Consider the following 21037-nt stretch of genomic DNA (forward strand, 5'->3'; position numbering starts at 1 on the left):
AGTGCCTTTTTGAAAGCGCTCTGAAAGGCGCCGCGCCTCTTCCATCATAGGCAAGCAGCTTTCCTACATGGCGAGGCGCGAGTCGCCGCCATGATGAAGGTTCGCACAACAACACGCGGCCAGCGCCGCACATAACGCGATGAAAGACGAGTCGTATCCCGACCGGCGTGGTTTCCTGCGTCGGTCCATCGCCATCGTGCCGGCCGCAACGGCCTTCGGTGCCGGCGGCATCACCGGCGTGACACTGGCACAGCCCGCTCCACCGGCGCCGGCACCCAGCCCCGCCGCAGCGCCGCCTCCCGGCACTCCTTACACCCCCGTCTACTTCAACGCCGCCGAATGGGCCTTCGTCCAGGCCGCGGTGGCCAGGCTCATTCCTTCCGACGATGCCGGCCCCGGCGCCATCGAGGCCGGCGTGCCCGAGTTCATCGACCGGCAGATGGAGGGCGCCTTCGGCCATGCGGCCACCTGGTACATGCAGGGCCCTTTCGTCGAGGTTTCGCCGCTCTTCGGCTACCAGAAGAAGATGCCGCCGCGCGAGGTGTACCGCGCGGGCATCGCGGCCACGGACGCCTACAGCCGCAAGCAGTTTTCCGGCAAGGCCTTCGCGCAGCTCGACGCCGCGCAGCAGGACGAGGTGCTCAAGGGCCTGGAGGGCGGCACCATCGCGCTCGACGGCGTGGGCGCAACCGACTTCTTCGGCTTCCTGCTGCAGAACACCAAGGAGGGCTACTTCAGCGACCCGATCCACGGCGGCAACAAGAACGCCGCCGCCTGGAAGATGATCGGCTTCCCCGGCGCTCGCGCCGACTACGCCGACTGGGTCGACCGGCCCGGCGTCAAGTACAACCTGCCGCCGGTGAGCATCGCCGGCCCGCAGGGCTGAGGGAGCGGCACACCATGGCAAACATCAAGAAGCCCAGTGTGGACGCGGTGCTGGTCGGCTTCGGCTGGACCGGCGCGATCATGGGCATGGAGCTCACTGCTGCCGGCCTGAAGGTGCTGGCGCTGGAGCGCGGCGAGAACCGCGACACGCAGCCCGACTTCGCCTACCCGCGCATCACCGACGAGCTGAGCTACGGCATCCGCGGCAAGCTGTTCCAGAACCTCTCGCGCGAGACAGTGACCATCCGCCACACACCGGCCGAGGTGGCGGTGCCTTACCGGCAGCTCGCGTCCTTCCTGCCCGGCGACGGCGTGGGCGGCGCGGGCGTGCACTGGAACGGCCACCACTGGCGGCCGCTGCCCAGCGACCTGCGCATCCGCAGCAACTACGAAGAGCGCTACGGCAAGAAATTCATTCCCGAAGGCATGACCATCCAGGACTTCGGCGTGAGCTATGAAGAACTGGAGCCCCACTTCGACCAGTTCGAGAAGATCTGCGGCACCTCCGGCAAGGCCGGCAACATCGGCGGCAAGATCCAGCCCGGCGGCAACCCCTTCGAAGGCGCGCGCGCCAACGAATTCCCGCTGCCGCCGCTGGCCTCTGTCAACAGCGCCAGGCTGTTCGAGAAAGCCGCGCGCGAACTCGGCTATCACCCGTTCCCGCAAGCGGCCGCCAATGCCTCGCGCGCCTACACCAACCCGCATGGCGCGCAGCTCGGGCCGTGCAACTTCTGCGGCTTCTGCGAGCGCTACGGCTGCTACATGTATTCGAAGGCTTCGCCGCAGACCACGCTGCTGCCGGTGCTGATTAAGCGCCCCAACTTCGAGCTGCGCACCCGCTCGCACGTGCTGCGCGTGAACATGTCGCCCGACGGCAAGCGCGCCACCGGCGTGACCTACGTAGATGCCCAGGGCAACGAGGTCGAGCAGCCGGCCGACCTGGTCGTGCTGTGCGCCTACCAGTTCCACAACGTGCGGCTGCTGCTGCTGTCGAACATCGGCAAGAAATACGACCCCGCCACGGGCGAGGGCGTGGTGGGGCGCAACTACGCCTACCAGCTCAACGGCGGTGCCAGCCTGTTCTTCGACAAGGACCAGCCGATGAACCCCTTCGTCGGCGCGGGTGCCAGCGGCAGCGTGATCGACGACTTCGACGGCGACAATTTCGACCATGGTCCGCTCGGCTTCGTGGGCGGCGCGAGCATCAACTGCATCAACACCGGCGGCCGGCCGATCCAGCAGCTGAGCCTGCCGCCCGGCACGCCGAACTGGGGCGCGGGCTGGAAGAAGGCCGCCAAAGAAAACTACCTCTACCAGGCCGGCGTTGGCAGCCAGGGCTCGGTGATGGCCTACCGCGACAACTACCTCGACCTCGACCCGACCTACAAGGACGTGCACGGCCAGCCGCTCCTGCGCATGACCTTCGACTGGAAGGCCAACGACCTCGCGATGACGCAGTTCATCGGCACCAAGGTCGAGCAGATCGCGCGGGCCATGGGGCCGAAGCAGATGAAGATGAATTTCCAGAAGGCAGGCGCGCACTACGACGTGCGCTACTACCAGTCGACCCACAACACAGGCGGCGCGCCGATGGGCACCGACCCGACGACCAGCGCCGTCAATCGCTTCCTGCAGGTGTGGGACGTGCCCAATGTCTTCGTGATGGGCGCCAGCGCTTTCCCGCAGAACTTCGGCTACAACCCGACCGGCATGGTGGGCGCGCTGGCCTACTGGGCCGCCAAGGCGATCCGCGAGCAGTACCTGAAGAACCCGGGAGCCCTGGCATGAACGCGCGTCGTGTATCTGCCGGCGTGGCGACGGCCGTGGCCCTGTTGTGCGCCGGGGCCTGGGCCGTGGCGCAGAAGGCGGAGGCGCCGCCGGTGGCCGGCGTGGCTGCACCGGTAGCTGCCATGGCCGTATCGTCCGACCCCGTGCTGGAGCGCGGCCGCTACCTCGCGCGCGCCGGCGACTGCGTGAGCTGCCACACCGCGCCCGGCAAGCCGGCCTTCGGCGGCGGCCTTCCGATGAAAACGCCGTTCGGCACCATCGTCTCGACCAACATCACGCCAGACCCCGAGGCCGGCATCGGCACCTACACCGAGGCCGAGTTCGCCCGCGCGCTGCGCGAAGGCGTCGCCAAGGACGGCCATCACCTGTACCCGGCCATGCCGTACCCGTCGTTCGCCCGCGTGAACGACGAGGACATGCATGCGCTCTTCACGTTCTTTCGCAACGGCGTGCAGCCCGTGGCGCAGAAGCCGCCGGCCACCGACCTGCCGTGGCCTTTCAGCATGCGCGGGCTGATGGTCGGCTGGAACTGGATCTACCTCGACAAGGGCGTCTACCAGCCCGACGCCGCGCGCAGCGCCGAGTGGAACCGCGGCGCGTACCTGGTGCAGGGCCTGGGCCATTGCGGCGACTGCCACACGCCGCGCAGCATGCTGGGCGGCGTGAAGGCGGCCACCGACGGCAAGGGCGAGCTGTTCCTGTCTGGCGCGGTGATCGACGGCTGGTATGCGCAGCCTCTGCGCCACACCGGCCGCCCGACCATGGCGCAGTGGCCGGCGCAAGACATCGTGCAGTACCTGCAGACCGGTCGCACCAGCCACACGGCCGCGTTCGGCGCCATGGTCGACGTGGTGCAGAACAGCACGCAGCACCTGTCGTCGCAAGACCTGCAGGCGGTGGCCACTTATCTGCAGTCGCTGGGAGCGGAGGGCAGCGCGCAGAGTGCGCCGTCGCCCGCGTCCCTGGTGGCAGCGGCTGCGCAGCACCCGACCGCGCTCGCATTGCGCAACGGCACGGTCGAGGGCAACAGCGGCGCGATGGTCTACCTCAACAATTGCAATGCCTGCCATCGCTCCGACGGCACGGGCGCGGACAAGACCTTCCCGGCGCTGGCCGGCAACAGCGTGGTGAATGCCAGGGACCCGACTTCGCTGATCCGCCTCGTGCTCGCAGGCTCGGCCATGCCCAGCACCACACAGACGCCATCGCCCATCGCCATGCCCGATTTCGGCTGGCGCCTGAGCGACGCCGACGTGGCCAGCGTGCTGAGCTTTGCGCGGTCGAGCTGGGGCAACCAGGGCGATGCCGTCACGGCGGCCCAGGTGGCCAAGGTGCGCGATTCGATCAAGCCCGTGGCTACCGCGAACGCGCAGCAGCAGAAGTGAGCGGGCGGGGCGCTCTTGCCTACCTGAGCGCCACGAGATCGCTCTCGTCTTTCAGCTCGACGCCCGTCAGCCCCCGCCGCAACGACTCGCGCATCAGCCACGCGAGCCTGAACGCGGCCGCCTCATAGGCCAGGCCCTCCGGCCGCACGTTCGAGATGCAGTTGCGCTCGGCGTCGTGCCGGCCGCGCCGGGGCGAATGAGTCAGGTAGATGCCGAGGCTGTCGGGCGAACTCAGGCCCGGCCGCTCGCCGATCAGCATGACCGACAGCGCCGCGCCGAACAGCTCGCCCACTTCGTCGGCCAGGGCGACGCGCGCCTGCGTGGCAATCACCACGGGTGAGAAGCGCGTGTCCGGCGGCAGTTGCGCACGCAGCGCCGCGAGCAGCGGCACCGCATGCCGCGTGGCCGCGAGCGAGGAAAGGCCGTCGCCGATCACGATGCAGACATCGCAGCCGTAGCGCCGCTCGCCGCGCAGGCGCGTGGCGTCGTCCTCGTCGAGCTGGCGGCCCAGGTCGGGGCGGCGCAGGTAGGCGGTGCGGTCCGCCGCGCGGCTGCGCGCACGGGCCACCTCCCAGTGCTGGCCGCGCAACTGGCCGTCGAGCGCGTCGACATCGAGCGCGGCGTGAATGGCATCGCGCGCCATCGCATGCGCCCAGCCGAAGCGCAGCGTCTCGTCGGTCGGCATGCCGGCGCCGGCACGGCCCAGCGCCAGCCGCGCGGGTGTGGCGCAGCGCCATTGGGCCCACGGGTTGGGGGTGACAGGCGAATCGCTCATCGGGCCAATGCGGAAAGCCCGCTCATGTCGGCCAGCAGCCGGTTGGAGGAGGGCGGCGCGAGCCGTCCGGCGGTATCGGTGATCTGCATGCGCTGCAGCCAGGCCTCGAATTCGGGCGCGCGCTTCAGGCCCAGCGTCTGGCGCATGAACAGCGCGTCATGGAACGAGGTGCTCTGGTAGTTGAGCATCACGTCGTCCGCACCCGGGATGCCCATGATGAAGTTGATGCCCGCCGTGCCCAGCAGCACGAGCAGCGTGTCCATGTCGTCCTGGTCGGCTTCGGCGTGGTTGGTGTAGCAGATGTCGCAGCCGATGGGCAGGCCCAGCAGCTTGCCGCTGAAATGGTCTTCGAGCCCGGCACGGATGATCTGCTTGCCGTCGTACAGATACTCCGGCCCGATGAAGCCGACCACCGTGTTGATGAGCAGCGGCTTGTAGCGCCGCGCCAGCGCATAGGCGCGCACCTCGCAGGTCTGCTGGTCGACGCCGAAGTTGGCGTTGGCCGACAGCGCGCTGCCCTGGCCGGTCTCGAAGTACATGACGTTGTCGCCCACGGTGCCGCGCTTGAGCGACAACGCCGCAGCATAGGCCTCGTCGAGCAGCTCGGGCGTCACGCCGAACGAGAGGTTCGCCTTCTCGGTGCCCGCGATCGACTGGAACACCAGGTCGACCGGCGCGCCGGCCTCCGCGAGCTTGAGCGTGTTGGTCACATGCGTGAGCACGCAGCTCTGCGTCGGAATCTCGAAGCGCTGGATCACCTCGTCGAGCATGCGCAGCAGCTCGCCGAGCACCGGCATGCTGTCGGAAGCGGGGTTGAGCCCGATCACCGCGTCGCCAGCGCCGTAGAGCAGGCCGTCGAGCGTGGAGGCCGCCACGCCGCGCAGGTCGTCGGTCGGGTGGTTGGGTTGCAGGCGCACGGCCAGGTGGCCGGGCAGGCCGATGGTGTCGCGAAAGCGCGTGACCACGCAGCACTTCTTCGCGACCGACACCAGGTCCTGGTTGCGCATTAGCTTTGAAACGGCCGCCACCATTTCGGGCGTGAGGCCCGGCGCCAGTGCGGTGAGCGTGGCAGTGGTGGCCGCGTCGGACAGCAGCCAGTTGCGGAAGTCGCCGACCGTGAGGTGCGACACCGGCGCGAAGGCATTCGCGTCATGGCCGTCGATGATGAGGCGCGTGATGTTGTCGCTCTCGTAGGGAATCAGCGCTTCGCTCAGGAACTGCTTGAGCGGCGTGTCGGCCAGCACGTGGCGCGCCGCCATGCGCTGCTGCGCGGTGGCCGCGCCGATGCCTGCGAGGTAGTCGCCCGAGCGCGCGGGGCTGGCGAAGGCCATGACCTGCTTCAGGTCGTCGAAGCGGAAGACCTGGCCGGCGATGGTGGTGCTGTAGCGCATGTGTCTTGGGTCGGAGATCGTCAGGCGTGGGTGGTGGAGGAAAGCATTTCGTCGGGTGCCGCCGCGTCGCGTTGCGCCGACGTCAGCAGGAAGTAGCCGTAGGCCGCGGCCATCAGCACGACGAACAGCAGCGTGAGCATGCCGTTGAACCACACCATCGCGCCCAGGCACACCGCGCCGAGCCCGAGCGCGATGGCCGGGAACACGGGATAGAACGGCGCGCGGTAGGTGCGCTGCAGGCCGGGCTCGCTGCGGCGCAGCTTGAACAGCGCGGCCATCGAGATCATGTACATCACGATGGCGCCGAGCACCGCCATGGTCACGATGTTGGCGGTGAGCGTCTGCCCGCCGAACTGCACCCACTCGTCGCTGAAGATGGCAATGACGCCGATCACGCCGCCGGCCAGCAGCGCGCGGTGCGGCGTGTCGAAGCGCGGGCTCAGGCCGGCGAAGTAGCGCGGCAAGTAGCCCGCGCGCGCCAGCGCGAAGATCTGGCGCGAGTAGCCCATGATGATTCCGTGGAACGAAGCGATCAGCCCGAAGAGGCCGATCCACACCAGCATGTGCAGCCAGCCGCTGTTGTCGCCCACCACCGCCTTCATGGCCTGGGGCAGCGGGTCGTTGATGTTGGCGAGCTTGCGCCAGTCGCCCACGCCGCCGGCGAAGATCATCACGCCGAAGGCCAGCACCACCAGCGTGACGATGCCCGTGGTGTAGGCGATGGGAATGGTGCGGTGCGGATCGCGCGCCTCTTCGGCTGCCATGGCTGCGCCTTCGATGGCAAGAAAGAACCAGATCGCGAACGGGATGGAGGCGAAGATGCCCGAGACGGCCGCACCGTTCAGCACGCTGCCGCCAGCCCAGCCGTTGGCGGTGAAGTTGGCCAGCGTCCAGCCCGGCGCGACGACGCCCATGAACACCAGCAGCTCGACGATGGCCAGCACCGTGACGAACAGTTCGAAGGCCGCCGCGATGCCCACGCCGATCCAGTTGAGGCCGATGAAGATCACGTAGGCCCCCAGCGCGAACCACTTCGGGTTGATGCCGGGAAACTGCACGTTGAGGTAGGCGCCGATGGCCAGCGCGATGGCCGGCGGCGCGAAGACGAACTCGATCAGCGTCGCGAAGCCCGCGACGAATCCGCCATGCGGCCCGAAGGCGCGCCGTGCATACGCGAAGGGGCCGCCCGCGTGCGGGATGGCCGTGGATAGTTCGGTGAAGCTGAAGATGAAGGTGGTGTACATCGTCGCCACCAGCAACGTGGCAACGAGAAAACCGAGCGTGCCGGCCGTGTTCCAGCCGTAGCTCCAACCAAAGTATTCACCGGAGATGACGAGGCCCACCGCAATGCCCCAGAGCTGCAGGGGGCCGAGTACTTTCTTGAGATGGCCGGTGCCGGCGTGCGCGGCCGGTGTGGCGTCGGTGGAGTTCATGCGGCGTCCTCTCTTCGTGAATGGTGACAGTGCACATTCGGCAAAGCAAGGGCTGTTCCACCGGATACACCGGCTTGCGGGCGCGACATGCGCGCTGGCCATAATCGGAGTCTTTCAATCCCCGAGGTGTTTCGTGAAGTCTCTTTTCTGTGCCGCTCTCGTGTCCGTCCTCGCCATTCCCGCCGCGTTCGCGCAGTCCGCGCCGGTGACCACGCCCAGCGGGCTGATCTACCAGTCGATCAAGGAAGGCACCGGCGCTTCGCCCGCAGCCACCGACGTGGTCAAGGTGCACTACCGCGGCACCTTCCCCGACAGCGGCAAGGAATTCGACAGCTCCTACAAGCGCGGCGAACCGACCGAGTTCCCGCTCAACGGCGTGATCCCCTGCTGGACCGAAGGCGTGCAGAAGATGAAGCCCGGCGGCAAGGCCAAGCTGACCTGCCCGCCGTCCATCGCCTACGGCGCGCGCGGCGCCGGTGGCGTGATCCCGCCGAACGCCACGCTCAACTTCGAAGTCGAGCTGGTCTCCGTCACGAAGCGCTGACGCTTCGAGGCGCTCACCCTGGCTGGTACTGGTACAGCCAGGTTTCGGTGAGCGTCTGGTCCCCGTTCTTCAGGTAGAGCCGCATGTCGATCGGCTCGTTGCCTTCGGGCGTGAAGTCGAATTGCGCGCGCCAGTGGCCCGGTACACCGTTGGGCACGGCCTCGGCGAAGACGTAAGAGAACTTGCCGCGCGCCGCCGTCAGCACCACCTCGGGCTTCACGCCGAAGGGCACGGTGGTCAGCGGCTGGCCGATGAACTCCACCATGAACTTGCGCACGCCCTGCGGACGCGGCTGCCCCGGCTGGCCGCCGCGTCCGATGCGCGTGGCCACGCAATGCGCGAGCGGCGAGGGAAACGGTTCCTGGTCGGTCCAGTGCAGGCGGTACTGCAGGCTGTAGCTCCCGCCCGCCTTGGCATCTGCCTTGGGCACCCAGAAGGCGACCACGTTGTCGTGGATCTCGTCGTCGGTCGGTATCTCGATGAGCTGCACCGAACCCTCGCCCCAGTCGCCCAGCGGTTCGATCCACAGGCTCGGGCGCTTTTCATAGTTCACGCCGTCCTGGTAGTGGTCGAACACGCGGTCGCGCTGCAGCAGGCCGAAGCCGCGCGGCCTGGTGTCGGTGAAGGCCGAGGCGCGCGTCTGCGTCGGGTTGTTGAGCGGGCGCCAGATGCGCTCGCCCGCGCCGTTCCAGATCGCGAGGCCGTCGGAGTCGTGCACCTCGGGACGCCAGTCGATGGCGGTGGGCTTATTGGTTTCCGAGTACCAGTACATCGACGTGAGCGGCACCAGGCCCAGGCGCGACACGTCGCGGCGCATGAAGAGGCGCGCGTCGATGTCCATGATGACGGCCTTGGTGCGCTGCATGACGAACTTGAACACGCCGGTGACGCTCGGCCCTTCGAGCAGCGCGTAGACCGTCATCGACGTGGTGTTGCCGGCGGCGGGCGTCTCGAAGTAGAAGCGCGTGAAGTTCGGGAACTCCTCGGGCTTGTCGGGTACGGCCACGTCGAGTGCGATGCCGCGTGCCGACAGGCCGTATTGGTACAGCTCGCCGATCGCGCGGAAGTACGAAGCGCCGAGGAACGCGACCCAGTCGTTCTTCTGCCAGTCGAGCTTGCTCTGGTCGCCCAGGCGGCTTTCCTGCAGCCGGAAGCCCGCGAAGCCCGCGCCCGGCGGCAGCTGGTGCGCGGGGCTGTTGGCCGGCATCGAAAAGTAGTCGGGGCTGTAGAGCACTTCGCGCGCGAAGGCGTCGCCCCCGGCGTTTTCGAGCACGTGCATGCGCACCGGCGCCTGGAAGAAGCGGCCGAGGTGGAAGAAGGTGACAGGAAAGGCCCCAGGCCCGTCGCGGAAGAGGGCGTTGGCGGGGTCGAACTTGATCTTGCCGTGCGCGTCGTAGTCGATGCGGTCGAGCACTTCAGGAGCCAGCGGCGCGGCGGCCACGTAAGGCTGGGCGGCGAGCGCCTTGGCCTGCGCGACCAAGGCGTCGAAAGAGAAGGGGGAAGGCTGGCTCAGTTGCAGGCCGTTGGCGGCGAGTGCCTCGGTGGGCAGGCCCAGGGCGGCGAGTGCGGCGGCAGCGCCACCGGCGGCAAGGAAGGATCGGCGATCAAGCATGTGGTTCTTGAGGGTTGCGAATCTCTGGGGGAAAAGAAAGGAAAGCGGCGGAAACGAATCGGCCATTTTCCGCGACCGGGAACAACCCCGAGCTTGACCCGGCGCACGGCCGCCCCGCGTCAGCCATTCCGCGCAAACCGGGCCGGACAAGGCCGGGAATCCGGAAAATTGTGCGTTTATGTATCGGCGCCCCCAGTCTTGTGGACGGGGTCCGTGGCCTTCAGCGCATACACCGCATACAGAGGCACGCCGAGCAGCAGCATCACCATCGGCGCGAACAGCATGTAGGGCAGGCCGATGCCTTCCATCACCCTGTAGGTGGCGTCCAGCGCCAGCCGGGGGTGCGACTGCGTCAGCTCGGCCTCGCGGCGGATGCCCCAGTGAAATTCGGCGCCAGTGGTGCGCACCGACGGATGCTGCTTCGCGCGGCCCACAGCCAGCCAGCACATGGCGTCGAAGGCCAGCACCGAGCCCGCGGGCGCGCGTTCGCCGAAGGTCGCGAAAACCGCCTGCACCTGCTCGGGCTGCAGGTACATGAGCACGCCCTCGGTGAACAGGAACACCGGGCGCGCATTGCGCTTGCGCGGCAGCCCCAGTTGCTCCCACCAGTCGGGCGCGGTCAGGTCGAGCGTGCGCAGGTCGTGGCGTTCGTGGGTTTCGGGGATCAGTTCGCGGCGCAGCTCGAGCACTTCGGGCAGGTCGGCGTCGGTCATGTGCGACTTGTCGTCGTCCAGCCACTGGAAGTAGTGGCTCAACCCGCAGCCCATGTTGACCACGCGGGCGCCGGGGTGTGCCTTCAGGAAGTCCTGCGCGAGGCTGCGGAAGCGGCGCGTGCGCGAGAGGATGCCGTAGATGGTGGCGCGGTCTTCGGGCAGCGCGCTGCCGTCGTCGCGGATCTGCTCGAGGATGCCGGCGGCATAGGCGTCCCGCACGGCCACCTGCGGAAACATCGCATCGCCCGATGCCCGCGCGGCCAGGGGAATCCGCAGGGTGGAAGGCACGGCCGACAGGCGTCGCGCGGGTTTGCTGTGTGTCATGAATGCCCAGGAAAGACCAGACCCCAGTCTGGCCGCTCCGGCATCGATGGGCAAGTCAGTCTTTTGTTCAGGCGGCCGGCTTGCCTCGCTGCCGCGCAAGATGGCGGTAGACCGTGCTGCGATGCACGCCGAGGCGCCGCGCCGCCTTGGACACGTCGTGGTCGCAGGCCTTGAGCGCGTCGTCGATGGCGTGGCGGGTGATGGCCAGCAGCGGGCCGGCCTGCGGTGCCAGGACGGCTTCGGTGGCCGCATCCGATGGCGGCGCGGCGGGCGTGCCGAACAGGTGAGCGGGCAGGGCGGCGGCCGTTACCGAGTCGCCCGTGTCGGCCAGCGCGACCACCGCGCGCAGCGTGCTGCGCAGTTCGCGCACGTTGCCAGGCCAGCGGTAGGCGGCCAGCGCTTCGAGCGCATCGCTCTCCAGCCGCAGGTGCTTGTCGGCGCCGCCCGATTCGAGGAACAGCCGCGCGATCAGCGCATGCCGGTCGGTGCGCCGGCTCAGCGGCGGCAAGGCGACGGTGAAGCCTGCCACGCGGTACATCAGGTCGGCCCGGAAGCGGCCGGCCTGCACCAGCGCCGGCAGGTCGCCGTGGGTGGCGCAGACCAGGTCGAAGTCCACCGCCACGCCCTGGCCGCCGCCCAGCGGCGTGACCACGCGTTCTTCCAGCACCCGCAGCAGCCGGGTCTGCAGTGCGAGCGGAATCTCCGCGATCTCGTCGAGGAACAGCACGCCGCCGTGCGCTTCGCGGATGCGGCCCGCCATGCCCTTGCGCCGGGCGCCGGTGAAGGCGCCTTCGTCGTAGCCGAACAGCTCCGACTCGATCAGCGTCTCGGGCAGCGAGGCGCAGTCGACCGCCACGAACGGGCCGGCGGCGCGGCGGCTCGCGGCATGCAGGCGGCGCGAGAACACTTCCTTGCCGCTGCCGGTCTCGCCATTGACCAGCACCGACACGCCTTCGTTGAGTACCCGCACGGCCTTGTCGAGCAGCGGCAGGACGTCGTCGGCCGCCTGGGGCGCGTCGGCGCGCCGTGCCGTCGGCCGTGCGCCGCCGCGCATGTTCGAACGCTCCATCACCGTGGCGATCTGCCGCCCGCCCGGCAGGGTCAGCAGGCTGCGCCGGTGCTCCATGCCGGGCCAGTTGGGGCCGAGGAAGTCCCTGGCCTCCAGGTCGAGCAGGCCGTCCCATGAACGGCCGAACAGTTCCAGCGCCACGCGGTTGGCCGCGGCGATGCGTCCGCCCTCGATCACGATCAGCCCCTCGCGCGCGGTGCCGATCAGCGCCGGCCGCGCATGGAAGCGCAGCACATGGCCTTGTGCCTCGGCCAGCAGCATGCGGTGCTCCACCTGCTGCGCCGCCATGCGCACCAGGCCCAGCGCATGCGTGTTCACGCGCACCGTCTCGCCCGAGATGTCGAGGGCACCGGCCAGCTCTCCCCGGCCGGTGAAGATGGGAGCCGCCGCGCAGCCCAGCGCGCCGTTCTGCGCCAGGTAGTGCTCGCCGCCCAGCACCATCAGCGCCTCGCGTTCTGCCAGCGCGGTGCCGATGGCGTTGGTGCCGCGGTTGTTTTCCGACCACTCCACGCCCGGCTGCAGCGCGATGCGCTCGGCCTTGGGCAGGAAGTCGGGGCTGCCTATTTCTTCCAGGATCAGCCCGCTGGCGTCCGACAGGATCACCACGCAGCCGTTGCCTATTGCATGCTCGGCCAGCCCGTCGAGCTCAGGCTGCGCGCAGTCCAGCAGCCGCATCGACTGCTCGCGCCGCTCGCGCAGCAGGGCCAGCGCCATGGGGGCCGGGTCGATGTACTGATGGTCGACCGGACGGCTGCGCTGCCACGAGCGCGAGATGTGTGGCGCGATCCACGGTGCGGGGTCGCGGCCCTGCACGAAGAACAGGTCCCGGGCCTGTTCGACCCGGACCGATGGCCACTGCGCTTCACTCATGCGTGTCTCCGGTTGTCTGCCGTTCGCGGTCTGTTCGCCTTGTGCGACATCCTAGTCGCTGTGTTCGCAAGAATATGTCGCAGATTGCGAATGAAAACCCGCTGCAGAGTGCGGTCGCCAGCAGGGAGGCACTCAGGGAATGTCCCGATCCCGGCGGGTACGTGGCTTGCGGATGTCCGTGCGGGTCGCCGCATGTCGTGGCGCCAACAGCAGCAAATGGAGACAACTCATGGACATGCTCGAACCAGGCAAATTCGGTACCGCGGTTCCGTTCAAGAAGCGCTACGGCAACTACATCGGCAGCGAATGGGTCTCGCCGGCGGACAACCAGTACTTCGAGAACATCACGCCCGTCACCGGCAAGGTCTTCTGCGAAGTGCCGCGGTCCACGGCGGCGGACGTCGACCGCGCGCTCGACGCCGCGCACAAGGCCAAGGCCGCCTGGGGCCGCACCTCGACCACCGAGCGCGCCAACATCCTCAACAGGATTGCCGACCGCATGCAGGAAAACCTGCCCATGCTCGCGGCCGCCGAGACCTGGGACAACGGCAAGCCGATCCGCGAGACCATGGCTGCCGACCTGCCGCTGGCGGTCGACCACTTCCGCTACTTCGCCTCGTGCATCCGCGCGCAGGAAGGCGGCATCAGCGAGATCGACCACGAGACCTTCGCGTACCACTTCCATGAGCCCATCGGCGTGGTCGGCCAGATCATTCCGTGGAACTTCCCGATCCTGATGGCGGTGTGGAAGCTGGCACCCGCGCTGGCGGCCGGCAACTGCGTGGTGCTGAAGCCGGCCGAGCAGACGCCGGTGTCGATCCTGGTGCTGATGGAGATCATCGGGGACCTGCTGCCGCCTGGCGTGCTGAACGTGGTGAACGGCTTCGGCGTGGAAGCGGGCAAGCCGCTGGCGTCGAGCAACCGCATCGGCAAGATCGCCTTCACCGGCGAGACCACCACCGGCCGCCTGATCTCGCAGTATGCGAGCCAGAACCTGATTCCGGTCACGCTGGAGCTGGGCGGCAAGTCGCCCAACATCTTCTTCGCCGACGTGATGGATCGCGACGACAGCTTCTTCGACAAGGCGCTCGAAGGCTTCGCGATGTTTGCGTTGAACCAGGGCGAGGTGTGCACCTGTCCGTCGCGCGCGCTGATCCAGGAGTCCATCTACGACCGCTTCATGGAGCGTGCGCTCAAGCGCGTGGCGGCCATCAAGCAGGGCAGCCCGCTCGACATGGCCACGATGATCGGCGCGCAGGCCTCGAGCGAGCAGCTCGAGAAGATCCTGTCGTACATGGACATCGGCAAGCAGGAGGGAGCGAAGGTGCTGATCGGCGGCGAGCGCGCCAGCCTCGAAGGCGACCTGGCCGACGGCTACTACGTGAAGCCGACCGTGTTCAAGGGCCACAACAAAATGCGCATCTTCCAGGAAGAGATCTTCGGCCCCGTGGTGTCGGTGACGACCTTCAAGGACGAGGAAGAAGCGCTCTCCATCGCCAATGACACGCTCTACGGGCTGGGCGCCGGCGTGTGGAGCCGCGACATGAACCGCGCCTTCCGCATGGGCAAGGGCATCCAGGCAGGCCGCGTATGGACCAACTGCTACCACCACTATCCGGCGCATGCGGCCTTCGGCGGCTACAAGCAGTCGGGCATCGGGCGCGAGAACCACAAGATGATGCTCGACCACTACCAGCAGACCAAGAACCTGCTGGTGAGCTACAGCGAGAACAAGCTGGGCTTCTTCTGATGGCAGGCGAAGTCCTGCGCGTCACCGCGACCGATGCCGCGCTCGCGTTGATCGACAGGCTCGCCGCCAGGCACGGCCCGCTGATGTTCCATCAGTCGGGCGGTTGCTGCGACGGCAGCGCGCCGATGTGCTACGCCCAGGGCGAGTTCATCGTCGGCGACTACGACCGCCTGCTGGGGCACATCGGCGGCATGCCGTTCTACATCAGCGGGCCGCAGTTCGAGTACTGGCAGCACACGCAGCTGATCATCGACGTGGTGCCGGGGCGCGGCGGCATGTTCTCGCTGGAAGGACCGGAGGGCGTGCGCTTCCTGACGCGCTCGCGGCTCTTCACCGATGATGAGTGGGCCGTGCTGGAGGCCGAAGAGGCGAAGCAGGTTCGGTAGGGCGGCAGCGGACTGAAGTCCGCTGCTAGTTCGACGAGGCGAACAACTGCTTCACCAGCAGTTGTGTCGCCGGCGACAACGTTGCCCCCGCCTTCGTCGCCATCAGCAGCCGCCGCGTGGCCCATGCGTCACGCAGCCGCACCACCTTCAAGTCAAGCGCCGCCACCTGCGCCTTGCACGCTGCGAACGGCACCACGCCGATGCCGAGGTTGGCCGCAATCATGTGGCACATGGCGTCGAAGCTGCGCACCTGCACACGAAGCCGCATCGGAATGCCGGCCTGCTCGGCGGCGCGCGACGTGAGTTCCAGCAGCGAGCTGCTGCGGTTCAGCCCCACGAATTCATGTGCGAGGCAGGTCTTGAAGTCGACCTGCTTGGCTCGCGTGCGTGCCAGCGGGTGCTGCCTGGCGCACAACACCACCAGCTCGTCGGTCTGGAAGGGGGCGACGTCGAGGCCGTACGCGGGCGTGTTCTCCGCGAACACGCCGACGTCCGCGAGGCCGTCGACCAGCGCGCGCACGATGTCGCCGCTGAGTTGTTCCTCGACCTCGACGCGGATGTCGGGATGCTGCGCGAGGAAGGTCGCGAGGGTTGTGGGCAGGAACTCGGTGAGCGCCGACATGTTGGCCCACAGCCGGACATGGCCGCGCACGCCGCTCGAGTAGTCGTTGAGCTCGTTGCTGAACTGCTCGAAACCCTGGAAGAGGCGCATCGCATGCTGCATCGCCACATGGCCTGCGGGCGTTAGCGCGATGCCTTGTGCGCTGCGTTCGAGCAGTTTGGAACCGGTGGCCGCTTCGAAGTCGGAAAGCCTGCGGCTTGCGGCTGACAACGCAAGGTGGCATGCCTCCGCACCCTTGGTGATGCTGCCCGACTGCGCCACCGCGCAGAACAACCGCAGCGTGACGAAGTCGACGCGCGCGGGATTGATCGGGTTGGCCATCGGCGAATTCTAGAGAGGGTGCAAGTGCCGAAAGTCACCGTGCATTTGTGTTGAGAACCAAAGGGTTCATTTGACATGATATGTCGTGAAACCTATAGTGAATCCATCGAAGCATCGCTCGCTTCCATCGATACCAACCATAAGGAGAGGTATGCAATCACTGCTCGATCAACTCAAGGGGCTCGACGCGCTGGCCGGTGCTGCGATGGGTGGGCTGCCCGTTCAGTTGCAGCCCATTCCAGGCAGCACGCCGGTGGTCCAGGTGAGTATCGAGGGGCGCGACGAGCTCCCGATCTTCGTCACGAGTTCGGACATGCAGATCATCTGCATCTGCTACCTCTGGACCGAAGAAGAAGTGAAGCCCGCGCGCCGCACCGAGCTGCTCGAATCGCTGCTCGACCTGAACCCCTCGGTGCCGCTGTCGTCGTTCGGCCGGGTCGACGGGCGCTATGTGCTCACCGGCGCGCTGGGCCGCGATGCGAGCGTGCAAGACATCGCGCGCGAAGTGGCGGTGCTCAGCGACAACGCGCTCGATGCACTCGACGCACTGTCCGAATTCCTGAATTAAGCGGAGGTCCCATGACAGTCATCAAGAAACTCGTCACCCTGCTGCGCGGCAGCGCGCGCGAAATCGGCGAGAGCGTGGTCGACAGCAACGCCACGCGCATCTATGAACAGGAAATCATCGACGCCAAGCACAGCATCGAGAAGGCCAAGGGCGACCTCACCGGCGTGATGGCCAAGGAGATGCAGTCGGCCCGCGAGATCGAGCGTCTCAAGAACGAAGCCGCGCGCTACGAAGGCCTGGCGCTCGAGGCGCTCAACAAGACGCAGGAAGGCCTGGCGCTCGACGTGGCCGCCAAGGTGGGCCTGCTGGAGCAGGAACTCGAGGAGCAGGCCAAGGCGCATGCCTCTTACGCGCTGCAGGTGTCCCGCCTGAAGGAACTCATCAAGTCGGCCGAGGCGCGCATTCGCGAACACGAGCGCGAGATCGGCATCGCCAAGACCACCGAGAGCGTTTACCGCGCCACCCAGTCGATCTCCGAGAACATCGGCAGCGGCGGCTCGCGGCTGGCCAATGCGCGTGAATCGCTGGAGCGCATCCGAGCGCGCCATGAAGACCTGTCCGACCGCATGACGGCCAGCCAGCAGCTCGAAAACGAGTTCGGCCACAGCGCACTTGAAAAGAAGCTCGCCGCGGCGGGCATCGGCAACGAAGCCGACCGCACCGGCAAGGTAATGGAGCGCATCCGCGCCCGCCAGGCCAACCCCTCGGGGCCCGGAGCGCAATAAGCATGCGCGCCAAGCCGGTTCGCTGGCAGGGCTCCGACGAGGCGATACGCGCCGTGCAGGTGGCGTTCGACGTGGAAGAGGCCGTGCTGGAGGCCGTGCGTACAGCGGCCTTCGAGCAGCATGTGTCCACCTCCGACCAGATCCGGCAGGTGCTGGGCCTCGCGACCACCTCGAAGCCCAAGCGCCCGCGCCTCACGGTGTCTTTGAGCGCGACCGACTATGAATTCCTCGCCAGGCGCTACGGCCTGGCGGCGGACGACCGCCTGGCCATCAAGGAGAAAGCCACGCGTGACCTGATCGCATTCGCCGCCAAGGCGGGCTCTGGCACAGTGGCAGAGAAGAAGAGCACCGGCACGGGAAGGCCGGGCCGCAAATAGAACAACGAACAACAACCCGTACCCGGGAGGATCAATGGGCGATTTCATGGGAGCGGTGACGGGGTACCCCACCGCGATCTACACGGTGCTGCTGGGTGTCGTGGTGATCTACTGGTTGCTCGCGATGCTGGGCATGGTCGACATCGAGCACAGCGGGCTCGACGTCGATGTCGGCGTGCACACGCATGCGGACGGCGATGCCAACGACATCGGGCATCTCGCGAGCTTCGTGGTGGCCTTCGGCCTGAACGGCGTGCCGTTCTCGGTGGCCGTGAGCCTGCTGGTGCTGGTCTCCTGGACGGTCTGCTGCCTGGGTGGCGAGTGGCTGTTGCCGCTGGTGCCGACCCTGCCGCTGCAGCTGCTCGCCGGCACCGTGCTGCTGGTGGCCAGCGCCGTCATCGCCATTCCCGTCACCGCGGTGGCGATCCGTCCGCTGCGCGGGCTGTTCGTGAGCCACACCGCCGTGAGCAATGCCGCGCTGGTCGGCCAGAGCTGCCGCGTCGTCACCGGCGTGGTGAACGAGAAGGACGGCCGCGCCGAAGTCGCGCGCCGCGGCGCCAGCCTCAACATCCGCGTGTGGGCCACGGTGCCCAACTCCCTCAAGCGCGGTTCGCAGGCGCTGATCCTCGAATACGACGAGGTGGCAGGCCGCTACCTCATTGCCGCACAAGACGACATCGCCGTCTGAGTGCCCTCGCGGCGCCGCATCGCGCCGCGCCGCTCACCTGTTTCTTTCGCTCTCAAAGCACACCTGGAGAAAAAATGGAGCCCATCATCTTTGCCATCGTCATACTGGCCGTTGTCATCCTCGGCCTGTTCGCGATGTTCGCCAAGTTCTATCGCAAGATCGAGCAGGGCCATGCACTCATCGTGAACACGCTGCGCGCGGAACCCGAGGTGACGTTCACCGGGCGGATGGTGTACCCCATCATCCACAAGGCGGAGCTGATGGACATCTCGGTCAAGACCATCGAGATCGACCGCTCCGGCAACGAGGGCCTGATCTGCCGCGACAACATCCGCGCGGACATCAAGGTGAAGTTCTTCGTGCGCGTGAACAAGACGGCCGACGACGTGCTGAAGGTGGCGCAGGGCATCGGCTGCGCGCGCGCGTCGAACCACGAGACGCTCGAGGAGCTGTTCTCCGCCAAGTTCTCGGAAGCGCTGAAGACGGTGGGCAAGTCGATGGACTTCGTCGACCTCTACCAGGCGCGCGACAACTTCCGCGACCAGATCGTCAGCCAGATCGGCAACGACCTCTCGGGCTATGTGCTCGAAGACGCCGCCATCGACTTCCTCGAGCAGACGCCGCTGTCGGAGCTCGACTCCAACAACATCCTCGATGCGCAGGGCATCAAGAAGATCACCGAGCTGACGGCGGTCGAGCACGTGCGCACCAACGAACTGCGCCGCAACGAGGAAATGCAGATCAAGAAGAAGAACGTCGAGACGCAGGAAGCGCTGCTCGAACTCGAGCGCCAGCAGGCCGACGCCACCGCGCGCCAGCAGCGCGAGATTGCCAGCGTGCGCGCCCGCGAAGAAGCCGAGACCGCCAAGATCCAGGCCGAGGAGCGCACCAAGTCCGAAACCGCGCGCCTCGTGGCCGAACAATCGGTGTCGGTGCAGCAGGAAAACGTGCAGCGCGAAAAGGAAGTGGCCGAGAACAACCGCAAGCGTGCCGTGGCCGTGGAAGAAGAAAAGGTCATCCGCGCACGCGACCTGGAGATCGTCGACCGCGAGAAGGAAGTGACGCTGCAGCGCATCGAGAAGGACAAGGCCGTCGAAGTGCAGAAGAAGGCCATTGCCGACGTGATCCGCGAACGCATCGTGGTCGAGCGCACGGTGGCCGAGCAGGAAGAAGCCATCAAGGAACTGCGCGTGGTGGCCGAGGCCGAGCGCACCAAGAAGTCGGTCGTCATCATGGCCGAGGGGCAGGCCGAAGAGAAGATGGTGCTCGACGTGAAGGCGGCCGAGACGCAGGAAAAGCGCGCCCGCCACAAGGCCGCTGAAGAACTCACGCTGGCCGATGCCAAGCTCAAGATTGCCGAGCGCGATGCAGAGTCGAAGAAGCGCGAAGCCGAAGGCGTGGAGGCCATCACGGCCGCGCCGGGCCTTGCGGCCGCCAAGGTCGAGATCGCGACCGCGCAGGCCAAGCTCGCGAGCTTCGAGGCCGAAGCCTCGGGCAAGGAAAAGCTGGGCCTGGCCGACGTGCATGTGCGCCAGGCCGATGCCGACGCCGTCCTCAAGGCCGGCCAGGCCGATGCGCAGGTCATCGAGGCCCGCTCGCAGGCCGAGGCTGCCGGCATGCGCGCCAAGTTCGAGGCCGAGGCTTCGGGCAAGGAAAAGCTCGGCCTCGCCGAAGTCAACGTGCGCACGGCCGATGCCGAGGCCACGCTCAAGTCGGGCCAGGCCGATGCGCAGGTCATCGAGGCGCGCTTCGGTGCCGAAGCCAAGGGCCTGCACGAGAAGTTCGAGGCCATGAAGTCCATGAGCCCCGAAACCCGCGACCACGAAGAATTCCGCATGCGCCTGGAGAAGTCGCACATCGAAACCCTCAAGGGCATCGACGCGCAGACCTCCATCGCCAAGGAGCAGGCCGAAGTTCTGGGCACCGCGCTGGCCAACGCCAAGATCGACATCGTTGGCGGGCAGGGCGACTACTTCGACAGCTTCGTGCGCTCGCTCTCCGTGGGCAAGGGCATCGACGGCGTCATCTCCAAGAGCAATGCGCTGCAGGTCGCGTTCAAGGACCAGCTCTCGGGCGAGCGCGACGTGGTGAAGGACCTGCGCGACATCGTCGGCGCGCTCGGCAGCTCGTCGGGTGAAATCCAGAACCTCAGCGTGGCCGCGCTGATGAAGAAGATTGCAAGCGACGGCAGCGAGAGCCAGAAGACCGCGCTGAGCAACCTGATCTCCACCTTCCGCCCGCTGAACGGAGATGCGCGATGAGGCCGGGCCTGAAATGCAGCTGCGCCTCGCACCCGGCGATGCAGCCCGTGGCCTTGGCCGAGGCCCTGCTCGCGGCGCAGTGCGCCGACTGCGGCGGCATGCTCATGGCCATGGACGATTGGCGGGCATGGAAGGCCGCCGACGGGAGCCGCGTGCCGCATGCGGTCGATGACGAGGTCATCGAAGTGTTCGACGCGACCTCGGTGCGGCATTGCCCCGAGTGCGACCGGCTGATGCAGCGGCTGCGCGTGAGCGCAGGCCCCGACTTCCGCATCGACCGTTGCGTGGCCTGCCAGAACCTCTGGTTCGACAGGGGCGAGTGGCGCGCCATCGTGAGCCGCGGCCTCGCCGGCCGGCTCGATGAACTGCTGTCCGACGGCTGGCAGCGTCGCCTGCAGAGCGAGGAGGTGCGCGAAGTGCGCATTGCCGCGCTGCGCCGTCGCTATGGCAACGAATGCATCGACGAGCTCGACCGCATCCGCGCCTGGCTCGACGCCCAGCCCCATCGCGACGAACTGCTCGCACTGCTGCGCGCGGACTGACCGCGCCG

The 21037-nt window shown here is 67.4% G+C and carries 19 protein-coding genes; 12 read left to right on the forward strand and 7 right to left on the reverse strand.

Annotated elements, in window-relative coordinates:
• The first annotated feature begins 139 nt into the window (after positions 1-139).
• The 3 genes from ACWV14_RS13055 to ACWV14_RS13065 are packed head-to-tail and all read left to right on the forward strand — an operon-like array spanning position 140 to position 4058.
• Positions 140-886: a gluconate 2-dehydrogenase subunit 3 family protein gene (locus ACWV14_RS13055; protein WP_454909005.1), complete on the forward strand. Its 747-nt coding sequence runs from the start codon at positions 140-142 to the stop codon at positions 884-886.
• Positions 887-900: 14 nt separating this feature from the next.
• Positions 901-2673 carry a GMC family oxidoreductase gene (locus ACWV14_RS13060; RefSeq protein WP_454909006.1) on the forward strand — a complete coding sequence of 591 codons (1773 nt, stop codon included), beginning with the start codon at positions 901-903 and terminating at the stop codon, positions 2671-2673.
• On the forward strand, positions 2670-4058 hold the full coding sequence (locus ACWV14_RS13065; protein ID WP_454909007.1) for a c-type cytochrome: 1389 nt from the start codon (positions 2670-2672) through the stop codon (positions 4056-4058). Before ACWV14_RS13060 ends, ACWV14_RS13065 begins: the two co-directional genes overlap by 4 nt.
• Positions 4059-4077: 19 nt before the next feature.
• Here the strand turns inward: ACWV14_RS13065 and eutC are convergent, their stop codons facing one another.
• The 3 genes from eutC to eat are packed head-to-tail and all read right to left on the reverse strand — an operon-like array spanning position 4078 to position 7657.
• The gene (gene eutC, locus ACWV14_RS13070; protein WP_454909008.1) at positions 4078-4833 is read right to left on the reverse strand and encodes an ethanolamine ammonia-lyase subunit EutC; all 756 of its coding nucleotides are present in this window, start codon (positions 4831-4833) and stop codon (positions 4078-4080) included.
• Positions 4830-6224, reverse strand: coding sequence for an ethanolamine ammonia-lyase subunit EutB (locus ACWV14_RS13075; RefSeq protein WP_454909009.1), 1395 nt, complete (start codon positions 6222-6224; stop codon positions 4830-4832). Before ACWV14_RS13075 ends, eutC begins: the two co-directional genes overlap by 4 nt.
• Before the next feature lie 20 nt (positions 6225-6244).
• The gene (gene eat, locus ACWV14_RS13080; RefSeq protein ID WP_454909010.1) at positions 6245-7657 is read right to left on the reverse strand and encodes an ethanolamine permease; all 1413 of its coding nucleotides are present in this window, start codon (positions 7655-7657) and stop codon (positions 6245-6247) included.
• A gap of 133 nt (positions 7658-7790) precedes the next feature.
• On the opposite strand from eat, the gene ACWV14_RS13085 reads away from it, so the two are divergent.
• Complete coding sequence (locus ACWV14_RS13085; RefSeq protein WP_454909011.1) at positions 7791-8201, forward strand: FKBP-type peptidyl-prolyl cis-trans isomerase; 411 nt, start codon at positions 7791-7793, stop codon at positions 8199-8201.
• A gap of 13 nt (positions 8202-8214) precedes the next feature.
• On the opposite strand, the gene ACWV14_RS13090 is transcribed toward ACWV14_RS13085, so the two are convergent.
• From ACWV14_RS13090 to ACWV14_RS13100, 3 genes are all read right to left on the reverse strand, one after another.
• Positions 8215-9813, reverse strand: coding sequence for a glucan biosynthesis protein (locus ACWV14_RS13090; protein WP_454909012.1), 1599 nt, complete (start codon positions 9811-9813; stop codon positions 8215-8217).
• Between the two features lie 176 nt (positions 9814-9989).
• Positions 9990-10850, reverse strand: a complete 861-nt coding sequence (locus tag ACWV14_RS13095) for a class I SAM-dependent methyltransferase (protein WP_454909013.1) — start codon at positions 10848-10850, stop codon at positions 9990-9992.
• A gap of 67 nt (positions 10851-10917) precedes the next feature.
• On the reverse strand, positions 10918-12789 hold the full coding sequence (locus ACWV14_RS13100) for a sigma-54-dependent Fis family transcriptional regulator (protein WP_454909014.1): 1872 nt from the start codon (positions 12787-12789) through the stop codon (positions 10918-10920).
• Between the two features lie 229 nt (positions 12790-13018).
• On the opposite strand from ACWV14_RS13100, the gene adh reads away from it, so the two are divergent.
• Positions 13019-14539, forward strand: a complete 1521-nt coding sequence (gene adh / locus ACWV14_RS13105) for an aldehyde dehydrogenase (protein ID WP_454909015.1) — start codon at positions 13019-13021, stop codon at positions 14537-14539.
• A complete protein-coding gene (locus tag ACWV14_RS13110; RefSeq protein WP_454909016.1) occupies positions 14539-14925 on the forward strand; it encodes a DUF779 domain-containing protein in 387 nt (128 codons plus the stop codon). The genes adh and ACWV14_RS13110 overlap by 1 nt, the downstream gene beginning before the upstream one ends.
• Before the next feature lie 25 nt (positions 14926-14950).
• Here the strand turns inward: ACWV14_RS13110 and ACWV14_RS13115 are convergent, their stop codons facing one another.
• Positions 14951-15868, reverse strand: a complete 918-nt coding sequence (locus ACWV14_RS13115) for a LysR family transcriptional regulator (protein WP_454909017.1) — start codon at positions 15866-15868, stop codon at positions 14951-14953.
• A 151-nt stretch (positions 15869-16019) separates the two neighbouring features.
• On the opposite strand from ACWV14_RS13115, the gene ACWV14_RS13120 reads away from it, so the two are divergent.
• The 6 genes from ACWV14_RS13120 (at position 16020) to ACWV14_RS13145 (ending at position 21029) form a co-directional block, all read left to right on the forward strand.
• A complete protein-coding gene (locus ACWV14_RS13120; RefSeq protein ID WP_454909018.1) occupies positions 16020-16436 on the forward strand; it encodes a YjfI family protein in 417 nt (138 codons plus the stop codon).
• A gap of 11 nt (positions 16437-16447) precedes the next feature.
• On the forward strand, positions 16448-17161 hold the full coding sequence (locus ACWV14_RS13125) for a PspA/IM30 family protein (RefSeq protein ID WP_454909019.1): 714 nt from the start codon (positions 16448-16450) through the stop codon (positions 17159-17161).
• A 2-nt stretch (positions 17162-17163) separates the two neighbouring features.
• Positions 17164-17538 (forward strand): hypothetical protein, encoded by a 375-nt coding sequence (locus ACWV14_RS13130; protein WP_454909020.1) that lies wholly within the window; start codon positions 17164-17166, stop codon positions 17536-17538.
• Between the two features lie 34 nt (positions 17539-17572).
• A complete protein-coding gene (locus tag ACWV14_RS13135) occupies positions 17573-18226 on the forward strand; it encodes a ubiquinone biosynthesis protein (RefSeq protein ID WP_454909021.1) in 654 nt (217 codons plus the stop codon).
• A gap of 74 nt (positions 18227-18300) precedes the next feature.
• Positions 18301-20487 carry a flotillin family protein gene (locus ACWV14_RS13140; RefSeq protein WP_454909022.1) on the forward strand — a complete coding sequence of 729 codons (2187 nt, stop codon included), beginning with the start codon at positions 18301-18303 and terminating at the stop codon, positions 20485-20487.
• Positions 20484-21029: a zf-TFIIB domain-containing protein gene (locus tag ACWV14_RS13145; protein WP_454909023.1), complete on the forward strand. Its 546-nt coding sequence runs from the start codon at positions 20484-20486 to the stop codon at positions 21027-21029. The genes ACWV14_RS13140 and ACWV14_RS13145 overlap by 4 nt, the downstream gene beginning before the upstream one ends.
• The last annotated feature ends 8 nt before the right edge of the window (positions 21030-21037 follow it).

The organism is Variovorax durovernensis (assembly GCF_977011995.1).